Genomic DNA, 19,422 nt, shown 5'->3' with positions numbered 1-19,422 from the left:
CAACTCTTTAATTATTCAAAAACAATGGTCATTTCAACCCGACGGTTAGCCTGACGGCCGGTAGCGGTACTATTATCTTCAATTGGCTTATCAGGGCCAAACCAGTTTACTACAAACTGAGTTGCTTTCACTCCTTTTTTAACCAGGAAGTTTTTCACTGCATTCGATCTGTTTTTCGACAAGATCATATTCGCGTTTCTGCTACCCACGTTATCCGTGTGACCTTCAATTTTCAACTTGTAAGCAGGATTTTCTTTCATCAATTGCGCCAACTCTGTTAATGAGGCAAATGAAGTGCTACGAATAACCGACTGACCCGTAGTGAATTCGAGCTTGTCAAATGCTTTTTCAAGTACCTTTTTTGCTTCTTCTTTAATTACCGGACAACCATGATTATTAACATCACCCGGTGTATGAGGACAAAGATCATCTTTATCCAGTACTCCATCTCCGTCTGTATCAGGGTATGGACAACCCTTATTTTCAACCGGACCAGCAACCGTCGGACAAGCATCCAGCTCATCTTCCACACCATCACCATCCGCATCGCGGAACGGACAACCATGTAATGCCAATGTTCCTTTTTCTGTAGGGCACTTATCTTCCGGATCGATAATGCCATCTCCGTCCGTATCCGGGCATCCATTTAATTCTTTCGGACCGGCCAAGTCAGGACATTTATCTTCACTATCAATAATGCCGTCGTTATCAGAATCCGGGCAACCTCCTAATTCCTTTTTACCAGCAATATCGGGGCACTTATCTTCGCTATCAGGCACGCCGTCATTATCGGTATCCGGACAGCCGGAAAATTCTTTTTTGCCCGGTATTAATATACATTTATCTTCACTATCCGGCACTCCATCCCCATCAGTATCAGGGCATCCCCAGAACTCAGGAGATCCTGCTATATCCTTACATTTATCCTTTTTATCTGATATTTTATCCTTATCACGATCTTTAAGTATTTTATTGCGAACAGGAATTTTGAATCCAAAATGAATATCAGCAGCTCTAATTTCTTGCTTACCGAAAAAAGGAGCTATTGTACTAGTACCTACAAGAAATGGACCTGCGCGGAATGTTAAGCCTACATTTAAGTCCTTGTGCTCAGTATATGACACTGGAAAATAAGCGCCGAAACCACCGGTTTCAAAACGTGGCGTAACGCTATAAATATTTACAAAATGTGCGTTTACTTTATTCTTAGCCGATAAAGGCATGAAAGCATTGGCATTTACATAAAACCCTGCTCCTATTCTGTAGTCGAGATTGGCATTCATAGAAGTAGGCAAGCCAAACTCATACTCTTTAGCGGCAGCACTTGAATTGGTAAAATCAGCATCTAAAGCCGCAACGAACTCTTTCGCATCAGCCGGACTTGGCAAACCTGAAATGTCGTAATTATCGGCGTTCATATTTTTATATTCTCTGCTGTAAGTGCCCTTATCGAATTTTAAGCTTGGGCCTAAATCTGTTATAGAAATCGCTGCTTTAAACAGGTATTTATTTTTATCATGACGGATCAAACCTTTCTTCTGATCCATCTCATAGGTGAAGTTTTCATACTTAGGGCGATACTCATATACCAAACCTAAATCAACGGCCCCTGAAGCTCTTCCTGCAATTTTATCAAATTGAAAATCGCCATTGCTATTGAAATTATTCGAGTAAGCCATGCTCAAATCCGAATTACTGATCTTCACAGCACTGTTCTGTGGATCAACCAATTGAATTGACAACGTATTACTGTTTAGATAACCTGAAACATATCCTCTAACGTATTTAGCAGAAATTGCTCCTTTCAGAAAATTCTGTTTTGCATTCAATAACACACGTCCATAGGTAAGGCCTACTTCGCCCCATCCTACTGTTGAAGTTCTAAAGTTCGACATTGTGATGGGTTTTCCTTTAAGTGCTTCAGTACCAAAATCATCATTTACCAACTCAGCGAACTCTGAAGTAATTCCGTCGATATTGGTAAACATGTTTGCTTTTGAAAAGAGTGCAATGGCATTTTGTTTTTTCTTTCCGAACGAAAACATAAAGGAAGGCCCCATAACACTCGAGTTTTGTACACCTGAACGAACCTTATTATCATTGGTAAAACTCCAATAAGGACCAGCATCATCTTTAACATTTAATTTTAAGAATCCTTTGTCGAAAAGATAATTACGATTTATGGAGCCAAAATTATTCGATGCAGTGGTTGAGAAACTGATCAGATTCATGTCAAAGCTGAAACGACTATCAACAATTTCAGCCGGATTATAAAACACGTTGTAAATTCCGGCGTAATTGCTGCCGCGAAGTCCGAGAAATTGTTGTGCATGAGCCGACTCACAGCTCAAAGCAGCAATCATTATCAAAAAAACCTTTTTGTAAAAGTGCTTCATTCTTAGATTATTAAATTAAAACTGGACTTGTATTGAAAAAGAGAGGTAGATTTATTTGGACGCTAAATTATAAATTAAAAAATAGCCTTAAAAAAGAAATAAATATTATTTAAAAAATATAATTATAGTTTTTAATTTATTAATTATTGCCTTGAATTAAAAAGCACTAAGCGAAGTATTGGGAATGATTTAAAAACAAAATGCCAGACTAAATCGCCTGGCATTTTGTGGTATGTTTTATCAGAATTACGACTCCATACCACCACAAACTGAAATAGTTTGTCCGGTGATGTATGCACTCATATCTGAAGCTAAGAATAAAGTCAAGTTAGCTACATCTTCAGTTTCGCCCATACGCTTCAATGGAATAGATTCAGCCCATTTTGCTACTTGTTCAGCAGGAAGAACTTCAGTCATCTCGGTTTTAATAAAACCCGGACAAACTACGTTTGCACGAATGTTTCGAGAGCCTAATTCTTTAGCAATTGACTTGGTAAAACCAATAATACCCGCTTTTGAAGCTGCATAATTAGCCTGACCTGCATTGCCCTGAATACCTACAATTGAACTCATGTTCACAAACACACCATGACGTTGTTTCATCATTGGTTTTGAAGCCGCCTTCGTTAAGTTAAAGATCGACTTAAGGTTTACTCGCAATACTTCGTCCCAAGCCTCTTCAGTCATACGCATTAACAAACCATCTTTGGTAATTCCGGCATTATTAACTACGATATCTAACTTGCCGAAATCAGCCACAATTGCATTAACCAATTCTTCAGCAGCAGTGTAATCTGACGCATCAGAACGATATCCTCTAACAGTAGTACCATATTGTTGAAGCTCTTGCTCTAAAGCCTGACCTTTTTCAACAGATGATAAATAAGTAAAAGCCACATGAGCTCCGTTTTGTGCAAATACTTCGGCAATCTTTCTACCAATACCTTTTGATGCACCGGTAATCAAGGCTACTTTTCCTTCTAAAAGTTTCATTTCTTGGAATTTGAGATGTGGGATATGAGATTGAAACACATCCCTTCAATAGTTTCATTAGCTTAATAAAAAAGAGACATGAAATTTTCATCAAATCTCATGTCTCAAAGCTCAACATCTAATTTTAAATTTTTCCTGCTTTTTTTAGTTCTTCAACCATGGCAATGCCAATTTCAGCTGGAGAGTCAGCAACGCGGATACCGCACTCGCGCATAATTTTCATTTTAGCAGCAGCAGTATCATCAGCACCGCCAACAATTGCACCTGCGTGCCCCATACGACGGCCCGGAGGCGCTGTTTGACCCGCAATAAATCCAACTACTGGTTTAGTTCCGTGTTCTTTTACCCAACGGGCAGCTTCAGCTTCCATACCGCCACCGATTTCACCAATCATGATGATACCGTCAGTTTCAGGGTCGTTCATCAATAATTCAACCGCTTCTTTCGTGGTAGTTCCAATGATTGGATCGCCACCAATACCAATAGCAGTTGACTGACCAAGACCTTGACGTGAAATTTGATCAACCGCTTCGTAAGTTAACGTTCCTGATTTTGAAACGATACCCACACGACCTGGTTTGAAAATAAAGCCCGGCATAATACCCACTTTAGCTTCACCAGCAGTCATAACGCCTGGACAATTAGGACCGATCAATCGGCAATCTTTATCTTTTAAGTATTCCTTCACCTGAATCATATCTTTAGTAGGAATACCTTCTGTAATACAAATAATCACTTTGATACCGGCTTCACTAGCTTCCATAATAGCATCCGCTGCAAATGCAGGAGGTACAAAAATGATTGAAACATCGGCACCGGTTTCTTTAACCGCATCTGCAACAGTATTGAATACAGGCAGTTCCAAATGGAAATTTCCGCCTTTACCCGGAGTTACACCACCAACTACATTTGTTCCATATTCAATCATTTGCGAAGCATGGAAAGTGCCTTCGCTACCGGTAAAACCCTGAACAATTATCTTAGAGTTTTTATTAACTAATACGCTCATTGTATGCTTTTAAGTTCGTGGTGCAAAACTAAGTTTATTTCCCGAATTTGAAAATGAGATTATTGAAATAACAGTATATATTATTTAACGCTTAGCGGAGCTTTCAATTGGTCTCTCCGTAGTGGTGGTACGATTTCAAGCGTGTCACCACTACAGAGATAAAAAAGGTGCAGACGAAAACATCTGCACCTGTTGGGTTAAACACAGAAACACTAGCGTGTAAACTTGATTTCCATTGTTTTAAACTCTTTTCCACCAGCCGGAGTCGTATACATTTCCATTAATTGAGTGTTATCGTCAATTAACTTAAAGACTTCACGCATATTACAGTCTTTGCCGGTTGTTGGATCAAATGATTTACCTGTGAACGTTATTGATTTATCAGCTGCGTTCCATTTACCCTCCGTGAACGTCATGCCCGTTCCCATGTTATCAATCCATGAGTTTACAAATATTTTTTTTGCATTGTCATAACCAAGGGTACCAATTCCTTCAAAAGGCATTCCCATCATATCGCCCTTAAACTTTGATTGCTGATACCGGCCGCCTAAAATCATTTCATTTGTACATACTCCCGTACTTTTTTGAGGAGGAGCTCCAGGCGCCATCCACATGGTCACTTCAGACTTCCACATCCCATCACTTTTAGCGAGCATTTTATGTACATCACCAGGAGTCATGTATTCTGTCCAGGCTTTCTGCGCTGCTGCCTGAGCTACAGAATCCTTTTGCGCTTTAACTGATTTCAACCCGGAAACCAGCATTATCGCCATCAAAACAATGAATAAACGTTTCATAAGATTGATTTTTTATTCAAGTTACAACTTTAACTCACATATACCAATCTGAATATCAAATAGTTATCAAACTTAAACCTTTATTCCTACTGAATTAAACTGAAGATCATACAGGCGTTTATACCATCCATTTAATTTAAGAAGCTCTTGGTGAGTGCCCATTTCTTTAATTTCACCCTTATCAAGCACGATAATTTTATCGGCATGTTGAATGGTCGATAAGCGGTGAGCAATGACAATGGTGGTTCTGTTTTCCATTAATTTCAGAATAGCATTTTGAATCAGATGTTCCGTTTCAGTATCGACTGAAGAGGTTGCTTCATCCAGTACTAAAATCCGTGGATCATAAACTAATGCTCTGATAAAAGAAATCAATTGAGCCTGGCCAGCAGAAAGGGTTGAACCGCGTTCCATAACGTTATAATCAAATCCTCCCGGCAAGCGATTAATAAATTCTTCGGCCCCTACTTCGCGTGCAGCCTCTCTGATTTGCGCATGCGAAATGGTATCATTTTTTAGTTTTATATTATTATAGATAGAATCAGAGAAAAGAAATACATCTTGTAAAACAGTAGCAATGGAAGATCTCAAAAAACTCAATTCATATTCACGAATATCTACGCCATCAACTTTTACTGAACCTTTACTGATCTCATAAAACCGATTCAGGATATTAATAGTTGATGACTTTCCGGCTCCGGTCGCTCCGACCAATGCAAGCGTTTCTCCTGCTTTTAGCTTGAATGATATATCTCTTAATATATACTGTTCGTCATTATAAGCAAACCAAACATGATCAAACTCAATTTCACCTTTCAGCCGGTCGGGTTGTAAACTACCTTTATTCTCAGTGACTTCATCCGTATCCATTATCTCAAAAACACGTCCTGCACTCACCATTCCCATCTGCAACGTATTAAACTTATCAGCTAATTCACGAATCGGACGATAGAGCATATTGATATACATAATAAAGGAAACAATCACTCCCGGCGAAATTTCATTTTGCAATATTTCTTTAGAGCCCCACCATACCAGCAACCCCAGCGACATGGCAGAAATAATCTCGACCACCGGAAAAAAGATGGAATAATACCAGTTCGACTGAATATTTGCTTTACGATAACGCTTGTTTATCGCTTTAAACTTATCAAACTCTTGTTTTTCGCGGCTGAACAACTGGGTTATAAACATGCCGGTAATATGCTCCTGCAAAAAAGTATTGAGCTTGGTCACCTCGGCTCTTACCTGTTGAAATGCTGATTTTATGGCTTCCTTAAATATATAGGTGGCAATAAGGAGCAATGGCATTGGAGTAAGCACTACCAACGTTAGTTTCCAATCGGCATACACCATAAAAGCTATGATGGTAACGATTTGAAGAATATCGCCCACTATCGATATCAGTCCTTCTGAAAACACGTCAGCAATCGTTTCTAAATCGGAAACAGTACGTGTAATTAAAGTACCAATAGGGGTATTGTCAAAATATTTTAAGCGCAGCTGAGTGATGTGATTGAATACATCGCGGCGAAGGTCTTTAATAACTGATTGCCCCAACCAATTTGTTAAATAGGTATGATTGTACTGAACTAATGTTTGAGCACTAATAAGAATGGTCATGGCGACGGTCATCATGACCAATCCATTCATATCATTAAACAAAATGTAATTATCGACCGTATATTCCACCAGATAAGGGCGTAACGGAGCCAATATAGCCAATGAAATAGTAAGCACAACCGCCCAATAAAACCTAATTTTATAAGGCTTTGCATAATTAAAAACTCTTCGTGTTAGGCTTATATCAAGTGCGTTTCCGGTAGCGGCCATATTAGCGTATGAAAGTATTATTCTGTTATAAAACTATATCAGGTTAACCCAAAAGTCGGCAACCCTTATTAAGCAATCAAGATTTTGATAGATTGAGACCTAAACTATGGCCTATTGGACCATTGACTATCAACAAATTGAACTATTAAGCATTTAACCACGAACCAAAAAAATCGTTTCGGGGTATTCTATTTTTGTAAGAAACAAACCACTTGCGGGAACTGAAGTCCCTGCTTCTGAACGGTTTTTACTTTCAAGTATTTTATGAACTTCTTCAAAAGTAATTGCACCCCGACCCACATCCAGCAAGGTACCTACGATAGCGCGTACCATGTTTCGCAAAAAACGATCGGCAGTAATATAAAAAACGAGTTTATCCCCCACATTAACCCATTCTGCTCTCGAAATTTTGCAATTATTGGTGAACGTTTGTGTATTGCTTTTACTAAAACAACTGAAATCAGTATAAGTCATCATGACTTTAGCTGCTTCATTCATGGCATGAACATTCAAGTTATTCTTAACTAAATAACCAAATTCAAGTTGGAACGGGTCTTTTTCAAAATACAAATGATATTCATAAGAACGGGCTGTAGCATCAAATCGGGCATGAGCCTCTGGTTTTACAGCAAGAAATCGCTTCACCGCAATATCATATCCTATAAGTGAATTAACCGAACGAACCAAACGGTCGTGATCAATTTCTTGTTTCCTTTTATCCGATCCAGTTATTTTAATAGTAGAAATTGTATCAAAATGTGCGAAAAAGTCAGTCGCATGTACGCCTGTATCGGTTCTTCCACAGCCAAGGGTTTCAATATCTTCCCGTAATACGATCGATAACGCTTTGTTCAGCACCTCTTGAACAGTAATTGCGTTTTCCTGCACTTGCCATCCATGAAAATTAGTGCCTTTATAGGCTAATTCGATAAAATATCTGTTTTTGGTAGTCTCCATTTTCGCCGTAAATGTCGTGCTTTAAGCTGAAAGCAAAAAGTGTAAAACAGAAAGTATCATTAGCTTTAAAGTTGAAAGTAAAAAGTTAAAAGCAGAAAGTATCAATACGTCGAAACTCCACATTTTACTTTGCACTTTAAGCTTTTTATTATATTTGGCGCATGATACAACGTGTTCAATCTATCTATTTGGCATTGGCATTAATTGCTGCCATTTTGCTGTTCTTTTTCCCTATAGTAAGCTTTGTGCATCTTAATCAGGTTGCAAATGACTCTATAAAAGAATTAATTGAGATACGAGCAACCGGCAAATATGCCGAAACCATTGAAGGTTTTAAACAAATTCAAACCTACTTAGCTAACCTTATTGCGCTCGGAGGTATTATGGTAGGATTAGTAGCTGCCATTTTTTCGTACAAAAATCGCAAACAACAAACCCTAATTTGCTGGGCGGTTATTTTACTAACCATTGTTCTATCTGTATTAACAATGCTTAAAGTGCAACCAGAAAACACACCCGCTGTCAGCAACTGGACTGTTAAAACTGGAGCCTATCTCTTGTCGGTGATTTTAATTTTGACTTTGTTTGCCAGAAAAGCAATTGCCAAAGACGAAGCATTAATAAAATCAGTTGATCGATTGAGATAGTTGCGAGCTATTTTATAAAAATAAAGAAGAAAACCTGTTGACAATCAGCAGGTTTTTCTTTTTATATGGATTTAAGATCATTTTTGATGTAGCTTAAAAAATAAAACAAACCTGAAGAGCAAAAACTAAAAACAAGCTGACTATCGAAATTTTAACGTTTTTAAAGTTTTATTCCATTTTCTAACATCGATCTGATCAGCATATCTTAAAATTCATTTCCATTATTGAAATTTAAAACTTACCTTTGCAGCCTAATTAAGAACCGAGTATAAATCGGGTGGATTGTTACCATTTTTGGCCTGGCGGCCATCATAACAAAATCAACTCTCCTCCCTTTACCCGTTAGCCATCGGGAAATTTAAAACAAAAAATCATTAGATGAATTTATTCGAACAATTGGGCTTAGGCTCTAAAATCGTCCAGGCTGTTGACGAACTTGGCTTTACTGCGCCAACTCCAATCCAAGAAAAGGCGATCCCTGAATTACTGACTGGCACCCGCGATTTCGTTGGTTTGGCCCAGACTGGCACCGGCAAGACCGCCGCATTTGGATTACCTCTGTTAGAGTTAATCAACCCTGAATTACGTCAACCGCAGGCATTAATCTTGTGCCCTACTCGCGAACTGTGTTTACAAATCACTAACGATTTGAAAAACTTCAGCAAGCACATAGGTCAATTAAACATCGTTGCCGTTTATGGTGGTGCTAACATCGGCTTACAAATTAAAGACTTAAAACGTGGCGCACAAATCGTTGTGGCTACTCCAGGTCGTATGCTGGATATCCTTGGTCGTAATGTGTTAAATTTCGACAATGTTCGCTATTCAGTACTTGATGAGGCTGATGAAATGTTGAACATGGGATTCCAGGAAGACATTAACTCGATCCTTTCAACTACTCCTAAAGACAAAAAGACCTGGTTATTCTCTGCAACCATGCCGAACGAAGTTCGTCGTATTGCACAGAACTACATGACTGATCCTTTTGAACTTACTGTAGGTACAAAAAATACAGGTAATGCAAATATCGAACACGAATACTATGTAGTTAGAGCTCGTGAAAAATATGCTGCATTCAAGCGCTTAGTCGATTTCAATCCGGAAATTTTCGGGATTGTTTTCTGCCGTACCAAAATTGAAACACAAGAGATTGCAGAGGCACTAATCAAAGACGGCTATAATGCTGATGCTTTGCACGGTGACCTTTCACAACAACAACGTGATAAAGTAATGAAACGCTACCGCGATCGTTCATTACAGTTGCTTATCGCTACTGACGTTGCAGCTCGTGGTATTGACGTAAATGACGTGACTCACGTAATCAATTATTCATTACCTGACGAAGTTGAGAATTACACCCACCGAAGCGGCCGTACGGCGCGTGCCGGTAAAACTGGTGTTTCAATGAACCTTGTCAACAGCAAAGAACTTGGTAAAATTCGTCAGATCGAGCGTATCATTGGTAAGAAATTTACCAAAGCTGAAATTCCTGCTGGTTTTGATGTTTGCGAAAAACAATTGTTTGCAATCATTCACAAAATACACAATGTAGAAGTGAATGAAGGACAACTTGAGCAATACATGGATCGTATCAACACTGAATTGGCTGATATGAGCAAAGAAGAATTGATCAAACGTATTGCCTCATTAGAATTTAACCGTTTCCTTGAGTATTACAAAAATGCTCCTGATTTGAATGCTCGCGCTGATGAGCGTCCGGAAAGAGGTGATTCAAACAGCATGCGTGCAGGAAGCGGATTTACTCGCTTATTTATCAACCTGGGTTCATTAGATGAATTTACCCGCGGTGATATGTTACGCTACATTTGCGATAACTCAGGCATCCCTGGTGCTAAAATTGGCCGTATCGATGTTAAAGGAGTTTACTCTTTCTTCGAGGTGGTTAGTGAAGATGTTGAGAAAATTTTCTCAGGTCTTAACAGCATCGACTTCAAAGGACGTACTGTTCGTGTAGAAGTTTCACAAGACGGAGACAGACGCCGTGAAGGTCGTTCAGGTGGTTTCAACGGCCGACCTCGTGAGCGTAGCTTTGGTGGTGATCGTGAACGCTCTGGCGGATTCCGCGGAGGTGATCGTGAACGCTCTGGCGGAAATCGTGAACGCTCTGGCGGTTACGGAAGTGGCAACAGACGTCGTAGCGATTCTTCATCAGCGAACAGCGAACGCCGTGGCGGACGTTGGTAATCCGAAGTTGAGATCATAGCATCCAAACAAAAAGCCAGATTAAAATTGGCTAATCATAAAAAAAGACCTGCAGAGTAAAATTTGCAGGTCTTTTTATTTTTATGTATAACGAACTCGCCGTCTTGATACTTGATACTCAAATCTCAATACTCATTAACTCAACTTCTCTGAAAGCAATCTAATCTCTACCGTTGGAGAAATATTTTCATAAAGAATAGCATAAACAGCACGACTAATTGGCATGTACACTTTATGGTTTCGGTTAATTTCGTGCAAGCATTTTACAGCATAATACCCTTCGGCAACCATATTCATTTCAAATTGCGCTGATTTAACAGAATACCCCTTTCCAATCATATTTCCGAACGTACGGTTACGACTGAACTGTGAATAAGCCGTAACAAGCAAATCGCCCAAATAAGCTGAATCTTTTATATCACGATCGATAGGATGGACTGCATCTACAAAACGTTTAATCTCTTGTATTGCATTCGAAATAAGTACGGCTTGGAAATTATCACCGTAGCCTAATCCGTGACAAATACCACTTGCTACCGCAAAAATATTTTTAAGCACCGCAGCGTATTCCGTACCGTAAATATCATCAGAAGTAGTCGTTTTTATATAACGATTGGAAAGCAATGAGGCAATCAAACAGGACACATCCTGACTTTGCGAAGCTATGGTAAGGTAAGATAGTTTTTCGAGCGCTACTTCTTCAGCATGACAGGGACCAGAAATGACCGCCACTTTATCAAATGGAACTGAATATTGTTTATGAAGAAATTCTCCTATAATGAGATTATCTTGCGGAACGAATCCCTTAATTGCTGAAACAATCACTTTACCTTTTAAATCATCAGCAGAGATTTCAGCTAATGCATCTTGAAGGAAAGCAGCAGGAATAGCCAAAACAATTATATCTGCTCCAGAAATAGCCTCCTTCAAATCGCTTGTAATGTTTCCAGGCTCAATATTGATTTCCAAATAACTTAAATAGCGTGGATTTCGATGATATTTTTTCAAATGATCAATCGCTTCCTGATTACGCATCCACCAAATCACTTTGTTACTACGCCCATTATCTGTAATGATTTTGACAATGGCCGTTGCCCAACTCCCTCCGCCAATTACAGCTACCCTTGTTTTATTTTCTTCCACTATTTTATATTAAAAGCAATCTAATTTTACGTAAACCTACATTATTTCATAAAATTAATTATCACTAACATCAAATTTAGCCTACCCAATATGAATAAAAAACAAGTTAAAACAATGTAAACCAGACCACTACCCATAGAATAGTTTTTTTTGAGAAAAATCAAAAAAAGCCCCGCTAATTGCGGAGCCTTGAAACGTATGCATCTTTATTATTTTTTATCCGGAGAAAACAATTTTTCCTTTTCTACTTCTTTTATTTTATCCCCGTCTTTTAAGTCTTTAGAGATTGCTAAATAAGGCGCAATAACTACTTTATCTGCATTCGTTAAACCCGATTTTATTTCTATAAATGAATCATCTTGAATACCGGTTTTTACAGGAACAGCCTTGACAACGCCCTCACGAATGACAAAAACGATCTCTTGCGGCAATACATTATTTTTTACCTTTGATTGATTACCATCATTACTCGTTTTCAGCATCTTCGCTTCTCCATTTTTATCCTTTTCTTCATTTTGGCGAGTAGTAACCGACTGAATGGGTACAGAGAGCGCATTGTCAACTTTATGGGTGTGAATATCGACAGTCGAGGATAATCCCGGGCGAAAAGGCGATCGAACTTGCTCTCCGGCATTCATCAATTCTTCATAAGAGGAAGGCAACAATCTTACTTTTACTTTAAAATTAGTTACCTGATCTGTAGTTGCCACCCCTGCTCCACTTGTTGCTGAATTGGCAATTTCGGTGACTACTCCTTTAAATTTTTTACCTAAATAAGCATCCACTTCAACGTCAGCCGTATCCTGCAACGCAACGCGGTTAATGTCATTTTCGTTCACATCAACAACAGCTTCCATCGTTTTTAAGTCAGCAATACGCATAATTTCAGTTCCCTGCATTTGTGCAGTACCTAAAACGCGCTCTCCTCTTTCAACACTTAGCATGGAAACAACTCCATCCATCGGAGCGTAAATTGTAGTTTTAGCCAAACTCACACCTGATTGTTTTAAAGTAGCCTGAGAAGATGCCACATTGTATTTGGCTGCTTCCAAACTTTGGCGGGCCGCCTGAACATCTTGTTTAGCCTGTTCATATTGCGCCAAGGCGGCATCGTATTCTGATTGAGAAATTACTTTTTCTTCATACAGTTTCTTACTCCGGCTAAATGACGATTGTACATTTTTAAATGTGGCTTCAGATGCAGCCAATCTTGCTGCACTATTAGCCATATTAGCCTTTACTTCGTTAACGATTGCTTCTGAACGACTGTAATCTGAAGCATAAAAGTCAGGGCGGATACGTACAAGGAGTTGGCCTTTTTTAACGCGCTCTCCTTCTTTTACATACAATTCAACAATTTCTCCGGAAACCTCTGGGCTAAGTTTCACTTCTGTTTCTGGTTGTATTTTGCCACTTGCAGAAACCGTTTCTACAATTGTGCGCTTAGCGACTTTTTCAACTGCAACTTCAGTTTCTTTGTTTCCCCAAAACCAGCCTTGTTTTTTACCAACGGCTGCTAAAACAATCAAAAGTGCAGCTGAGGAAAGTAAGTACCAAAGGGTGTTATTTTTCTTATTCATTGTATGCTTGAAAATTTTAAAGCTATCTTTTCTTTTAAAATGTTAAAGGTTTGCCAAGATAATAATCAATTACTTTACTCTTTAAAATCATATCGTATTTAGCTTGCAAAGCATCCGATTCTGCTTTACTGTAATTAGTTTTGGCGATATTCAAATCAAGACTGTTCAATAATCCAACATCAAAACGTTTTTGACTATAATCATATGCTTTTTTAAGAGATGCATAAGAACTTTCAGCAGCTTCATGTTTTTTCTTGGCCGCGTTTAAATCAGCTACCGCCTGGGCAATGGTTTTATTCAACTGATTTTTAGCCAGTTCTTCCGTAACAACAGCATTTTCAAGGTTGATTTTAGTTTTATTTACCCCGGTTCGAACCTGCAAACCATTAAAAAAAGGAATTCGTAATGTAAGCCCAATTGCTCGTCCTACATTGTTTGTAAACTGTTCGCCAAATGAAATCGGAGCGGTAGTAATGTTTTCTGTAGGACCATAAACCGGTATATTTCCACTGGGATCTTTAATATAAAAATTAGTTACGGCATCAGGACCTGGCGTTCGAGACAACTTTTGAGCAATATTTGAATAGTTGGTCGAATAACTTGCCCCTAAACTCAAAGTTGGGTAGTATTTGCCTTTTACAACTTCCAATAACTTCTCCGTTGCTAGCCGCTCGTATTCCAATGATTTTATTCCCGGATTTATTTTCAATGCTTCGTTATATACTTCCACATCACTATAATCGGTTCTAATATTCATCAGGGATAATTCTCCCGGACGCTCTATATCAAACGCTTTATCTTGCTCAATGTTTAATAACTGGCGTAGGTTTAAAAACGAAATGGTTAATTGATTCTGTGCAGTAATAAGGTTTAATTCATCAGCGGAGGACTGAGCTTTAAACTGCAAATAATCAGCTTCTGTAATTGTTCCAACATCCGCCTTTTTCTTTGCCATCACAACCTGACTTTGACTTACCTTTAACTGGTTCTGATAGTTTTGCACCTGATCCTGATAAAACAAAGCATTCAAAAACTCAGAAACCACATTCAATGTAACATCCTGTTTTGTTTTTTCTACATTATTTTGTTGAGCCATTAAACTATATTTATTCTGTTTAATGGTATTCAGCTTTTGAAGGCCGGAAAACAAAACCACTTCCGATCCAATAAAAAAATTGTTTGAATTCAGGTTTTGATCGACGTAAATATTGGTTTGAGGGTTGATACTACGTCCCTTATTAAAATTTTGGCTCGCCTGCCCATTTAAACTGGGAATAAGATTATACTTTGATTGACGAAGATCCTGATCTGAAAGCGCCTCATTAAAGCGAGATTGTTTAATATTTAGATTATGCTCCAATGCGTAGCTTACACATTTTTCGAGAGAGAGTTTTTCTTGAGCAATCGCTTGATGACAGGTAGCTGCGTACACTAAAAACGACAACAAAATTTGCTTTTTCAAATTACTAACTATTAGTTTAAGAGATTGAAATACAATATTATTTATTACAAACCAATTAAAATAAATTACGTTATAATTTATTTTAATTTAAAGAACAGTCTTCCAATTGATGAAAAAATAAACAATAGAGTCACACACTTAAAAGTATATGAGCACTTTTATTACCTTTGAAACAATGTATTTGGTTAAAACTCCATACCTGTTAAAAAAACTGTACCCTTCTCTGATTTGGAACCAAAGCAGGAAGGAAAAAGTGCTCTATATAACTTTTGACGACGGGCCAATTCCACAGGTAACTCCTTTTGTACTGTCCGAGCTTAGAAAATATAATGCCAAGGCTACTTTTTTTTGCATTGGTGACAATGTAAATAAACACCCTGAAATATTTAAACAAGTAATTAGCGAAGGACACTCTATTGGAAATCATACCTTTAACCACTTAAATGGTTGGTTTACCCCTACGGATGAGTACATCAAAAACATTGAAAAGTGTAATAAAAAAGTAAAAGCCCGTCTTTTTCGCCCTCCATACGGAAGGATTAGGCCTACACAAATTCTTTCATTGAAAAATGAATTCAAAATAATAATGTGGGATATTTTAAGTGGTGATTTTGATCAAGAACTTTCGCCTGAAGATTGCTATAAAAATGTGATTGAACAATCCGAAAATGGATCTATTATTGTTTTCCACGATAGTTTGAAAGCTGAACCCCGTTTACGTTATGCCTTACCCAATGCCTTGAAGTACTGGACAGAACAAGGCTATGAACTAAAGGCACTTTAATTATTCATCTTTTGAGTTGTATCGGCTGTTATCTTTTGAGCCTTAAATCTTTTATAAGAAGAAGATACGTAAGCATACAAATCATATTGAGTGGATGACTTTAAAAATAAATACTGAGGCCGGCTAAACTTCATAAAATCATTCAATTCCTGTTCGTCACTAATCTTTGCTATTTTACTTACTAATTCAGCATTATAGTAGTTGTCAATATACTTTTCGTGTTCGTAATTAATAAGGTTTTTTTGAAAACTACGTGTATTCTTACGTTTTTTACCACTATACAGGTATTCTATAAATGACAAGGGGTGAAATACCGCCATTCCTGCCAAATTACCCACTGAAGGATCTTTATAATTATAAACTCTTGCATAATCCTGACGTTGCTGCAAAGAATCTTGTTTCCAGGTTTTCCGGGTTGATACTATTACTTCTGGTAAAAAATAATCACGAGGTATCATGTAAATATTCTTTGTTAAAAAACTAAGTGTCTGCTCGATAATTATTTTTTGACTTTGAAAACCTAAGCCTGAAAACAAAATAGTATCACCGGGCATAACCCAAATTTTATACATTCCGGCTTTATCAGTTGTTGATTGACTGTTCTGTGAAGCATTCGTCACCAATATATTTTCAAGTACTTGAGCCCGTACTTTATCAATAACCTTACCCGAAAGTACACTCTGAGCCGAAGCCGAAAATCCAGACCCAATCAAAATCAACACCAAACCTATTTTAAATTTCAACTTCATCATAGCAATAACGCAATAAGCAAAAGTATAGTTCTTTGCTCAGTAACCCAAGTTTAAATTAGCTCCACAGGCTCAATATTAAAAACAACTTGCTATTAATCAGTGATTTAACTAGATTGCAATGACAAATCTATGCTCTTATGAAATATAATTTTACTCCAGAAAAAGTCCTTGCATTATCGATTATTCTCTTTAGTGCATTCCTGAACAACTCCTGCTATCCGGGAGGAGCAGACAATGTTCAAGATTTAGACGTAGTGGCTACCGCAAATAATCCGAACTACAACTTTGCAAATGCGAGTACCTATGTGTTGCCACCGCGTATTGTAAAAATTACGGGAGAGGATCCAAAACCTGAAGATACTCTTTCAGGTCCATCCGTTCAAACCATTCTAAATCAGATCAAAACCAACATGACAAGTTATGGATATACTGAGGTAAAACCTGGTGGAGCAGCCCCTGACCTGATTGTCCAATCGTATATTGCCAGAACTACAGTAATAGGCGCCTATTATCCCTTTTGGTGGGATTATTGGGGATGGTACCCTTGGGGTTCATGGGGATATCCATGGGGAGGAGGATGGTATCCGGTAGGATTACCTGTGGTTTACTCGTATACCATCGGCGATTTAATCATTACAATATCGGACCCTAAGGCAGAAGATATTCCAAATAAACACATCGGATCAGTATGGCTAGGCAGCATTAAAGGGGTTGATAATGGGACTACTTCAAATACATCAAGAGCAGTTGCGGGTATTGATCAAGCATTTGTTCAATCGCCATATTTGAAAACAAACTAACTCTCATCTGTTTCCTAAAATTTAAGGTCATGAAAGCTCTCAAAAAAACTATATATCTATCAGTCTTTTTTTGCATATTGAGTTTTGCATCATTCGGACAACATTCATACTCCACTGTTACCTATAATATGGCTCTGCCAACAAGCAGTCTTACTGACTTTGTTGATGAATACAGTTTTAGAGGAATCGGCCTCGAATATGGTAGATTTGTAAAAGAAAAACTAAGTGCAGGTATTTCACTAGGCTGGAATGTGTTTTACCAAGCAGCTCCTTCTGCTACCTATGATTTAGAAAACACCCTAACGGTGACCGGAAAAACATACCGTTATATAAATGCATATCCGCTTATTTTGAAAGCTCATTATTACTTGGGTGAACCTCATAAAACTCCACTTCTGCCCTACATTGGAGCCGGAATAGGAACTACTTTTGCTCGTCAACGACTCGATTTTGGAGTTTACTCGTATGAAAATAATGCCTGGCAATTTGGAGTTTATCCTGAGATTGGCACATTTTACAGTATCAACTCCAACGCCAACATCACGGCAAATATTCGATACAATATCGGTTTTGAAGCAGGAGGGTTACCTTCCGTAAGCTTTATTGGATTTAATCTAGGCCTTGCATTTAGCAAGTAACAACCTTCTTTTTCAATAAATAAATAAATAAATAAATAATTAACTAATTAACTAATTAACTAATTAACTTGGTCTAACATCTCTAGACCAAGTTTTTTATGATTACATATGCTGATTTCGAAAAAATTGAAATAAGAGTTGGAACAATTGTTGAAGTTAATTCATTCCCTGAAGCCAGAAATCCATCCTTTAAATTATTGATCGACTTTGGAGCATTGGGGTTAAAATATTCATCTGCTCAACTAACCAAACTTTACAATAAAGAGGGCTTAATCGGTTGTTAATTTTCCTCCAAAACAAATTGCTAATTTCATTTCCGAATGCCTTGTACTTGGAGTAGTTGGAGATGAAAAAGAGATCATCTTACTACAGCCTGAACGGTTATCAAAAAATGGTCTTCGAATAGCTTAAAAAATAGTTCAATTCTCATCACCCTATTTCTACTAAAAACCTCCACAGAATTCTGTAGCGTCAGTTAAGTGTAATTTCCTATTAATCTTGAAAACTTGATTTAAAAAGAGGCTTAAAAACTCTACCTTTGCCTCAACTTTAAAATACACATAACAAGTTAATAATCAATAAAAACAGATAACATGTCAGTATTAGTTGGAAAAAAAGCTCCTAAATTTGTTGCACCTGCTGTAATCAACGGCGAGGAAATTGTTGAAGATTTTTCATTAGACCAATTTATTGGTAAAAAAGAAGTTGTTTTCTTTTTCTATCCTAAAGATTTCACTTTTGTTTGCCCTACTGAATTACATGCTTTCCAAGAGAAATTAGCTGAATTCGAAAAACGCAATGTAGCTGTGGTTGCCTGCTCAACCGATACAGAACAATCACATTGGGGCTGGTTACAATTACCAAAAAAATCAGGCGGAATTGAAGGTATTACCTACCCGATTGTAGCTGATACTGCAAAAACTATCTCAACTAACTTTGGTGTATTAGCCGGTGAGTATGAATACAATGAAGAGGGTGAGTTTACCGCAACAGGCGCAATGATTGCTTACCGCGGACTATTCCTTATCGATAAAGAAGGAGTTGTTCGTCACCAAGTAGTTAATGACTTTCCATTGGGCCGTAATGTAGACGAAGCACTTCGCATGGTTGATGCTTTACAATACTTTGAAAAAAATGGCGAAGTTTGTCCTGCTAACTGGAAACAAGGTGAAAAAGCAATGGATGCAACTTTCTCAGGTGTTGCTTCATACTTCTCAGAAAACTAATCCAGAATCAGTATTCCGGAATTATTTAATTTTCAGTTAATAAAAAAGGAACCAGCTTGCGTTGGTTCCTTTTTTTATTCTGTTAAATGTAGCGTCCTGAAATAAGTTGACACAAGACGTGTTAACTATATGAAAGATCAGGAATTTAAGGGTTATCAAAGAAAGACTCAAAAAGATTACAG

At 37.8% G+C, this 19,422-nt stretch carries 17 protein-coding genes; 7 read left to right on the top strand and 10 right to left on the bottom strand.

All coding sequences use genetic code 11. The features are described 5' to 3' along the window. Positions 1-11: 11 nt before the first annotated feature. The 6 genes from FN756_RS11235 to truA form a co-directional block, all read right to left on the bottom strand. Positions 12-2,396 (bottom strand): OmpA family protein, encoded by a 2,385-nt coding sequence (locus tag FN756_RS11235; protein WP_142604212.1) that lies wholly within the window; start codon positions 2,394-2,396, stop codon positions 12-14. 246 nt (positions 2,397-2,642) lie between these two features. Then, a complete protein-coding gene (fabG, locus tag FN756_RS11230; protein WP_142604211.1) occupies positions 2,643-3,389 on the bottom strand; it encodes a 3-oxoacyl-[acyl-carrier-protein] reductase in 747 nt (248 codons plus the stop codon). 124 nt (positions 3,390-3,513) lie between these two features. Then, entirely contained in the window at positions 3,514-4,398 is an 885-nt protein-coding gene (sucD, locus tag FN756_RS11225) for a succinate--CoA ligase subunit alpha (RefSeq protein WP_142604210.1), read from the bottom strand. Between the two features lie 212 nt (positions 4,399-4,610). Then, positions 4,611-5,195: a DUF1579 domain-containing protein gene (locus FN756_RS11220; RefSeq protein WP_142604209.1), complete on the bottom strand. Its 585-nt coding sequence runs from the start codon at positions 5,193-5,195 to the stop codon at positions 4,611-4,613. Between the two features lie 72 nt (positions 5,196-5,267). Further along, positions 5,268-7,028 carry an ABC transporter ATP-binding protein gene (locus FN756_RS11215; protein WP_142604208.1) on the bottom strand — a complete coding sequence of 587 codons (1,761 nt, stop codon included), beginning with the start codon at positions 7,026-7,028 and terminating at the stop codon, positions 5,268-5,270. Between the two features lie 153 nt (positions 7,029-7,181). Further along, positions 7,182-7,985: a tRNA pseudouridine(38-40) synthase TruA gene (truA, locus tag FN756_RS11210; protein WP_142604207.1), complete on the bottom strand. Its 804-nt coding sequence runs from the start codon at positions 7,983-7,985 to the stop codon at positions 7,182-7,184. Between the two features lie 161 nt (positions 7,986-8,146). Between truA and FN756_RS11205 the strand changes: the two genes are divergently transcribed. Next, positions 8,147-8,632 carry a DUF4293 domain-containing protein gene (locus FN756_RS11205; protein WP_142604206.1) on the top strand — a complete coding sequence of 162 codons (486 nt, stop codon included), beginning with the start codon at positions 8,147-8,149 and terminating at the stop codon, positions 8,630-8,632. 378 nt (positions 8,633-9,010) lie between these two features. Beyond that, positions 9,011-10,837 carry a DEAD/DEAH box helicase gene (locus tag FN756_RS11200; protein WP_142604205.1) on the top strand — a complete coding sequence of 609 codons (1,827 nt, stop codon included), beginning with the start codon at positions 9,011-9,013 and terminating at the stop codon, positions 10,835-10,837. A 153-nt stretch (positions 10,838-10,990) separates the two neighbouring features. Here the strand turns inward: FN756_RS11200 and FN756_RS11195 are convergent, their stop codons facing one another. The 3 genes from FN756_RS11195 to FN756_RS11185 all read right to left on the bottom strand — a co-directional run bounded on the left by FN756_RS11195 (position 10,991) and on the right by FN756_RS11185 (position 15,040). Then, a complete protein-coding gene (locus tag FN756_RS11195; RefSeq protein ID WP_142604204.1) occupies positions 10,991-11,998 on the bottom strand; it encodes an NAD(P)H-dependent glycerol-3-phosphate dehydrogenase in 1,008 nt (335 codons plus the stop codon). A gap of 209 nt (positions 11,999-12,207) precedes the next feature. Further along, on the bottom strand, positions 12,208-13,578 hold the full coding sequence (locus FN756_RS11190) for an efflux RND transporter periplasmic adaptor subunit (RefSeq protein WP_142604203.1): 1,371 nt from the start codon (positions 13,576-13,578) through the stop codon (positions 12,208-12,210). A gap of 34 nt (positions 13,579-13,612) precedes the next feature. Further along, the gene (locus tag FN756_RS11185) at positions 13,613-15,040 is read right to left on the bottom strand and encodes a TolC family protein (protein WP_142604202.1); all 1,428 of its coding nucleotides are present in this window, start codon (positions 15,038-15,040) and stop codon (positions 13,613-13,615) included. Between the two features lie 175 nt (positions 15,041-15,215). On the opposite strand from FN756_RS11185, the gene FN756_RS11180 reads away from it, so the two are divergent. Further along, the gene (locus FN756_RS11180) at positions 15,216-15,824 is read left to right on the top strand and encodes a polysaccharide deacetylase family protein (protein ID WP_142604303.1); all 609 of its coding nucleotides are present in this window, start codon (positions 15,216-15,218) and stop codon (positions 15,822-15,824) included. Here FN756_RS11180 and FN756_RS11175 read toward each other — a convergent pair. Continuing rightward, a complete protein-coding gene (locus FN756_RS11175) occupies positions 15,821-16,576 on the bottom strand; it encodes a carboxypeptidase-like regulatory domain-containing protein (RefSeq protein ID WP_142604201.1) in 756 nt (251 codons plus the stop codon). The two genes, FN756_RS11180 and FN756_RS11175, sit on opposite strands and share 4 nt — an antisense overlap. Positions 16,577-16,713: 137 nt before the next feature. On the opposite strand from FN756_RS11175, the gene FN756_RS11170 reads away from it, so the two are divergent. The 4 genes from FN756_RS11170 to FN756_RS11155 all read left to right on the top strand — a co-directional run bounded on the left by FN756_RS11170 (position 16,714) and on the right by FN756_RS11155 (position 19,240). Continuing rightward, positions 16,714-17,376 (top strand): DUF4136 domain-containing protein, encoded by a 663-nt coding sequence (locus FN756_RS11170; protein WP_142604200.1) that lies wholly within the window; start codon positions 16,714-16,716, stop codon positions 17,374-17,376. Between the two features lie 77 nt (positions 17,377-17,453). Beyond that, positions 17,454-18,014, top strand: coding sequence for an outer membrane beta-barrel protein (locus FN756_RS11165; RefSeq protein ID WP_185955257.1), 561 nt, complete (start codon positions 17,454-17,456; stop codon positions 18,012-18,014). A gap of 98 nt (positions 18,015-18,112) precedes the next feature. Continuing rightward, complete coding sequence (locus FN756_RS14720) at positions 18,113-18,298, top strand: hypothetical protein (RefSeq protein WP_317131201.1); 186 nt, start codon at positions 18,113-18,115, stop codon at positions 18,296-18,298. Between the two features lie 309 nt (positions 18,299-18,607). Further along, positions 18,608-19,240 carry a peroxiredoxin gene (locus FN756_RS11155; protein ID WP_142604198.1) on the top strand — a complete coding sequence of 211 codons (633 nt, stop codon included), beginning with the start codon at positions 18,608-18,610 and terminating at the stop codon, positions 19,238-19,240. Positions 19,241-19,422 lie beyond the last annotated feature (182 nt).

The organism is Solitalea koreensis, assembly GCF_900182575.1.
In the GTDB taxonomy this organism is placed as follows: domain Bacteria; phylum Bacteroidota; class Bacteroidia; order Sphingobacteriales; family Sphingobacteriaceae; genus Solitalea; species Solitalea koreensis.
The sequence above is the reverse complement of the archived record's forward strand: the minus strand, read 5'-3'. Positions and strand labels throughout refer to the sequence as shown.

Coding starts and splice junctions, on each gene's coding strand:
- FN756_RS11235 (WP_142604212.1), bottom strand. CDS start 2,396: ATGAAGCACTTTTACAAAAAGGTTTTTTTGATAATGATTGCTGCTTTG.
- fabG (WP_142604211.1), bottom strand. CDS start 3,389: ATGAAACTTTTAGAAGGAAAAGTAGCCTTGATTACCGGTGCATCAAAA.
- sucD (WP_142604210.1), bottom strand. CDS start 4,398: ATGAGCGTATTAGTTAATAAAAACTCTAAGATAATTGTTCAGGGTTTT.
- FN756_RS11220 (WP_142604209.1), bottom strand. CDS start 5,195: ATGAAACGTTTATTCATTGTTTTGATGGCGATAATGCTGGTTTCCGGG.
- FN756_RS11215 (WP_142604208.1), bottom strand. CDS start 7,028: ATGGCCGCTACCGGAAACGCACTTGATATAAGCCTAACACGAAGAGTT.
- truA (WP_142604207.1), bottom strand. CDS start 7,985: ATGGAGACTACCAAAAACAGATATTTTATCGAATTAGCCTATAAAGGC.
- FN756_RS11205 (WP_142604206.1), top strand. CDS start 8,147: ATGATACAACGTGTTCAATCTATCTATTTGGCATTGGCATTAATTGCT.
- FN756_RS11200 (WP_142604205.1), top strand. CDS start 9,011: ATGAATTTATTCGAACAATTGGGCTTAGGCTCTAAAATCGTCCAGGCT.
- FN756_RS11190 (WP_142604203.1), bottom strand. CDS start 13,578: ATGAATAAGAAAAATAACACCCTTTGGTACTTACTTTCCTCAGCTGCA.
- FN756_RS11180 (WP_142604303.1), top strand. CDS start 15,216: ATGTATTTGGTTAAAACTCCATACCTGTTAAAAAAACTGTACCCTTCT.
- FN756_RS11175 (WP_142604201.1), bottom strand. CDS start 16,576: ATGATGAAGTTGAAATTTAAAATAGGTTTGGTGTTGATTTTGATTGGG.
- FN756_RS11170 (WP_142604200.1), top strand. CDS start 16,714: ATGAAATATAATTTTACTCCAGAAAAAGTCCTTGCATTATCGATTATT.
- FN756_RS14720 (WP_317131201.1), top strand. CDS start 18,113: ATGATTACATATGCTGATTTCGAAAAAATTGAAATAAGAGTTGGAACA.
- FN756_RS11155 (WP_142604198.1), top strand. CDS start 18,608: ATGTCAGTATTAGTTGGAAAAAAAGCTCCTAAATTTGTTGCACCTGCT.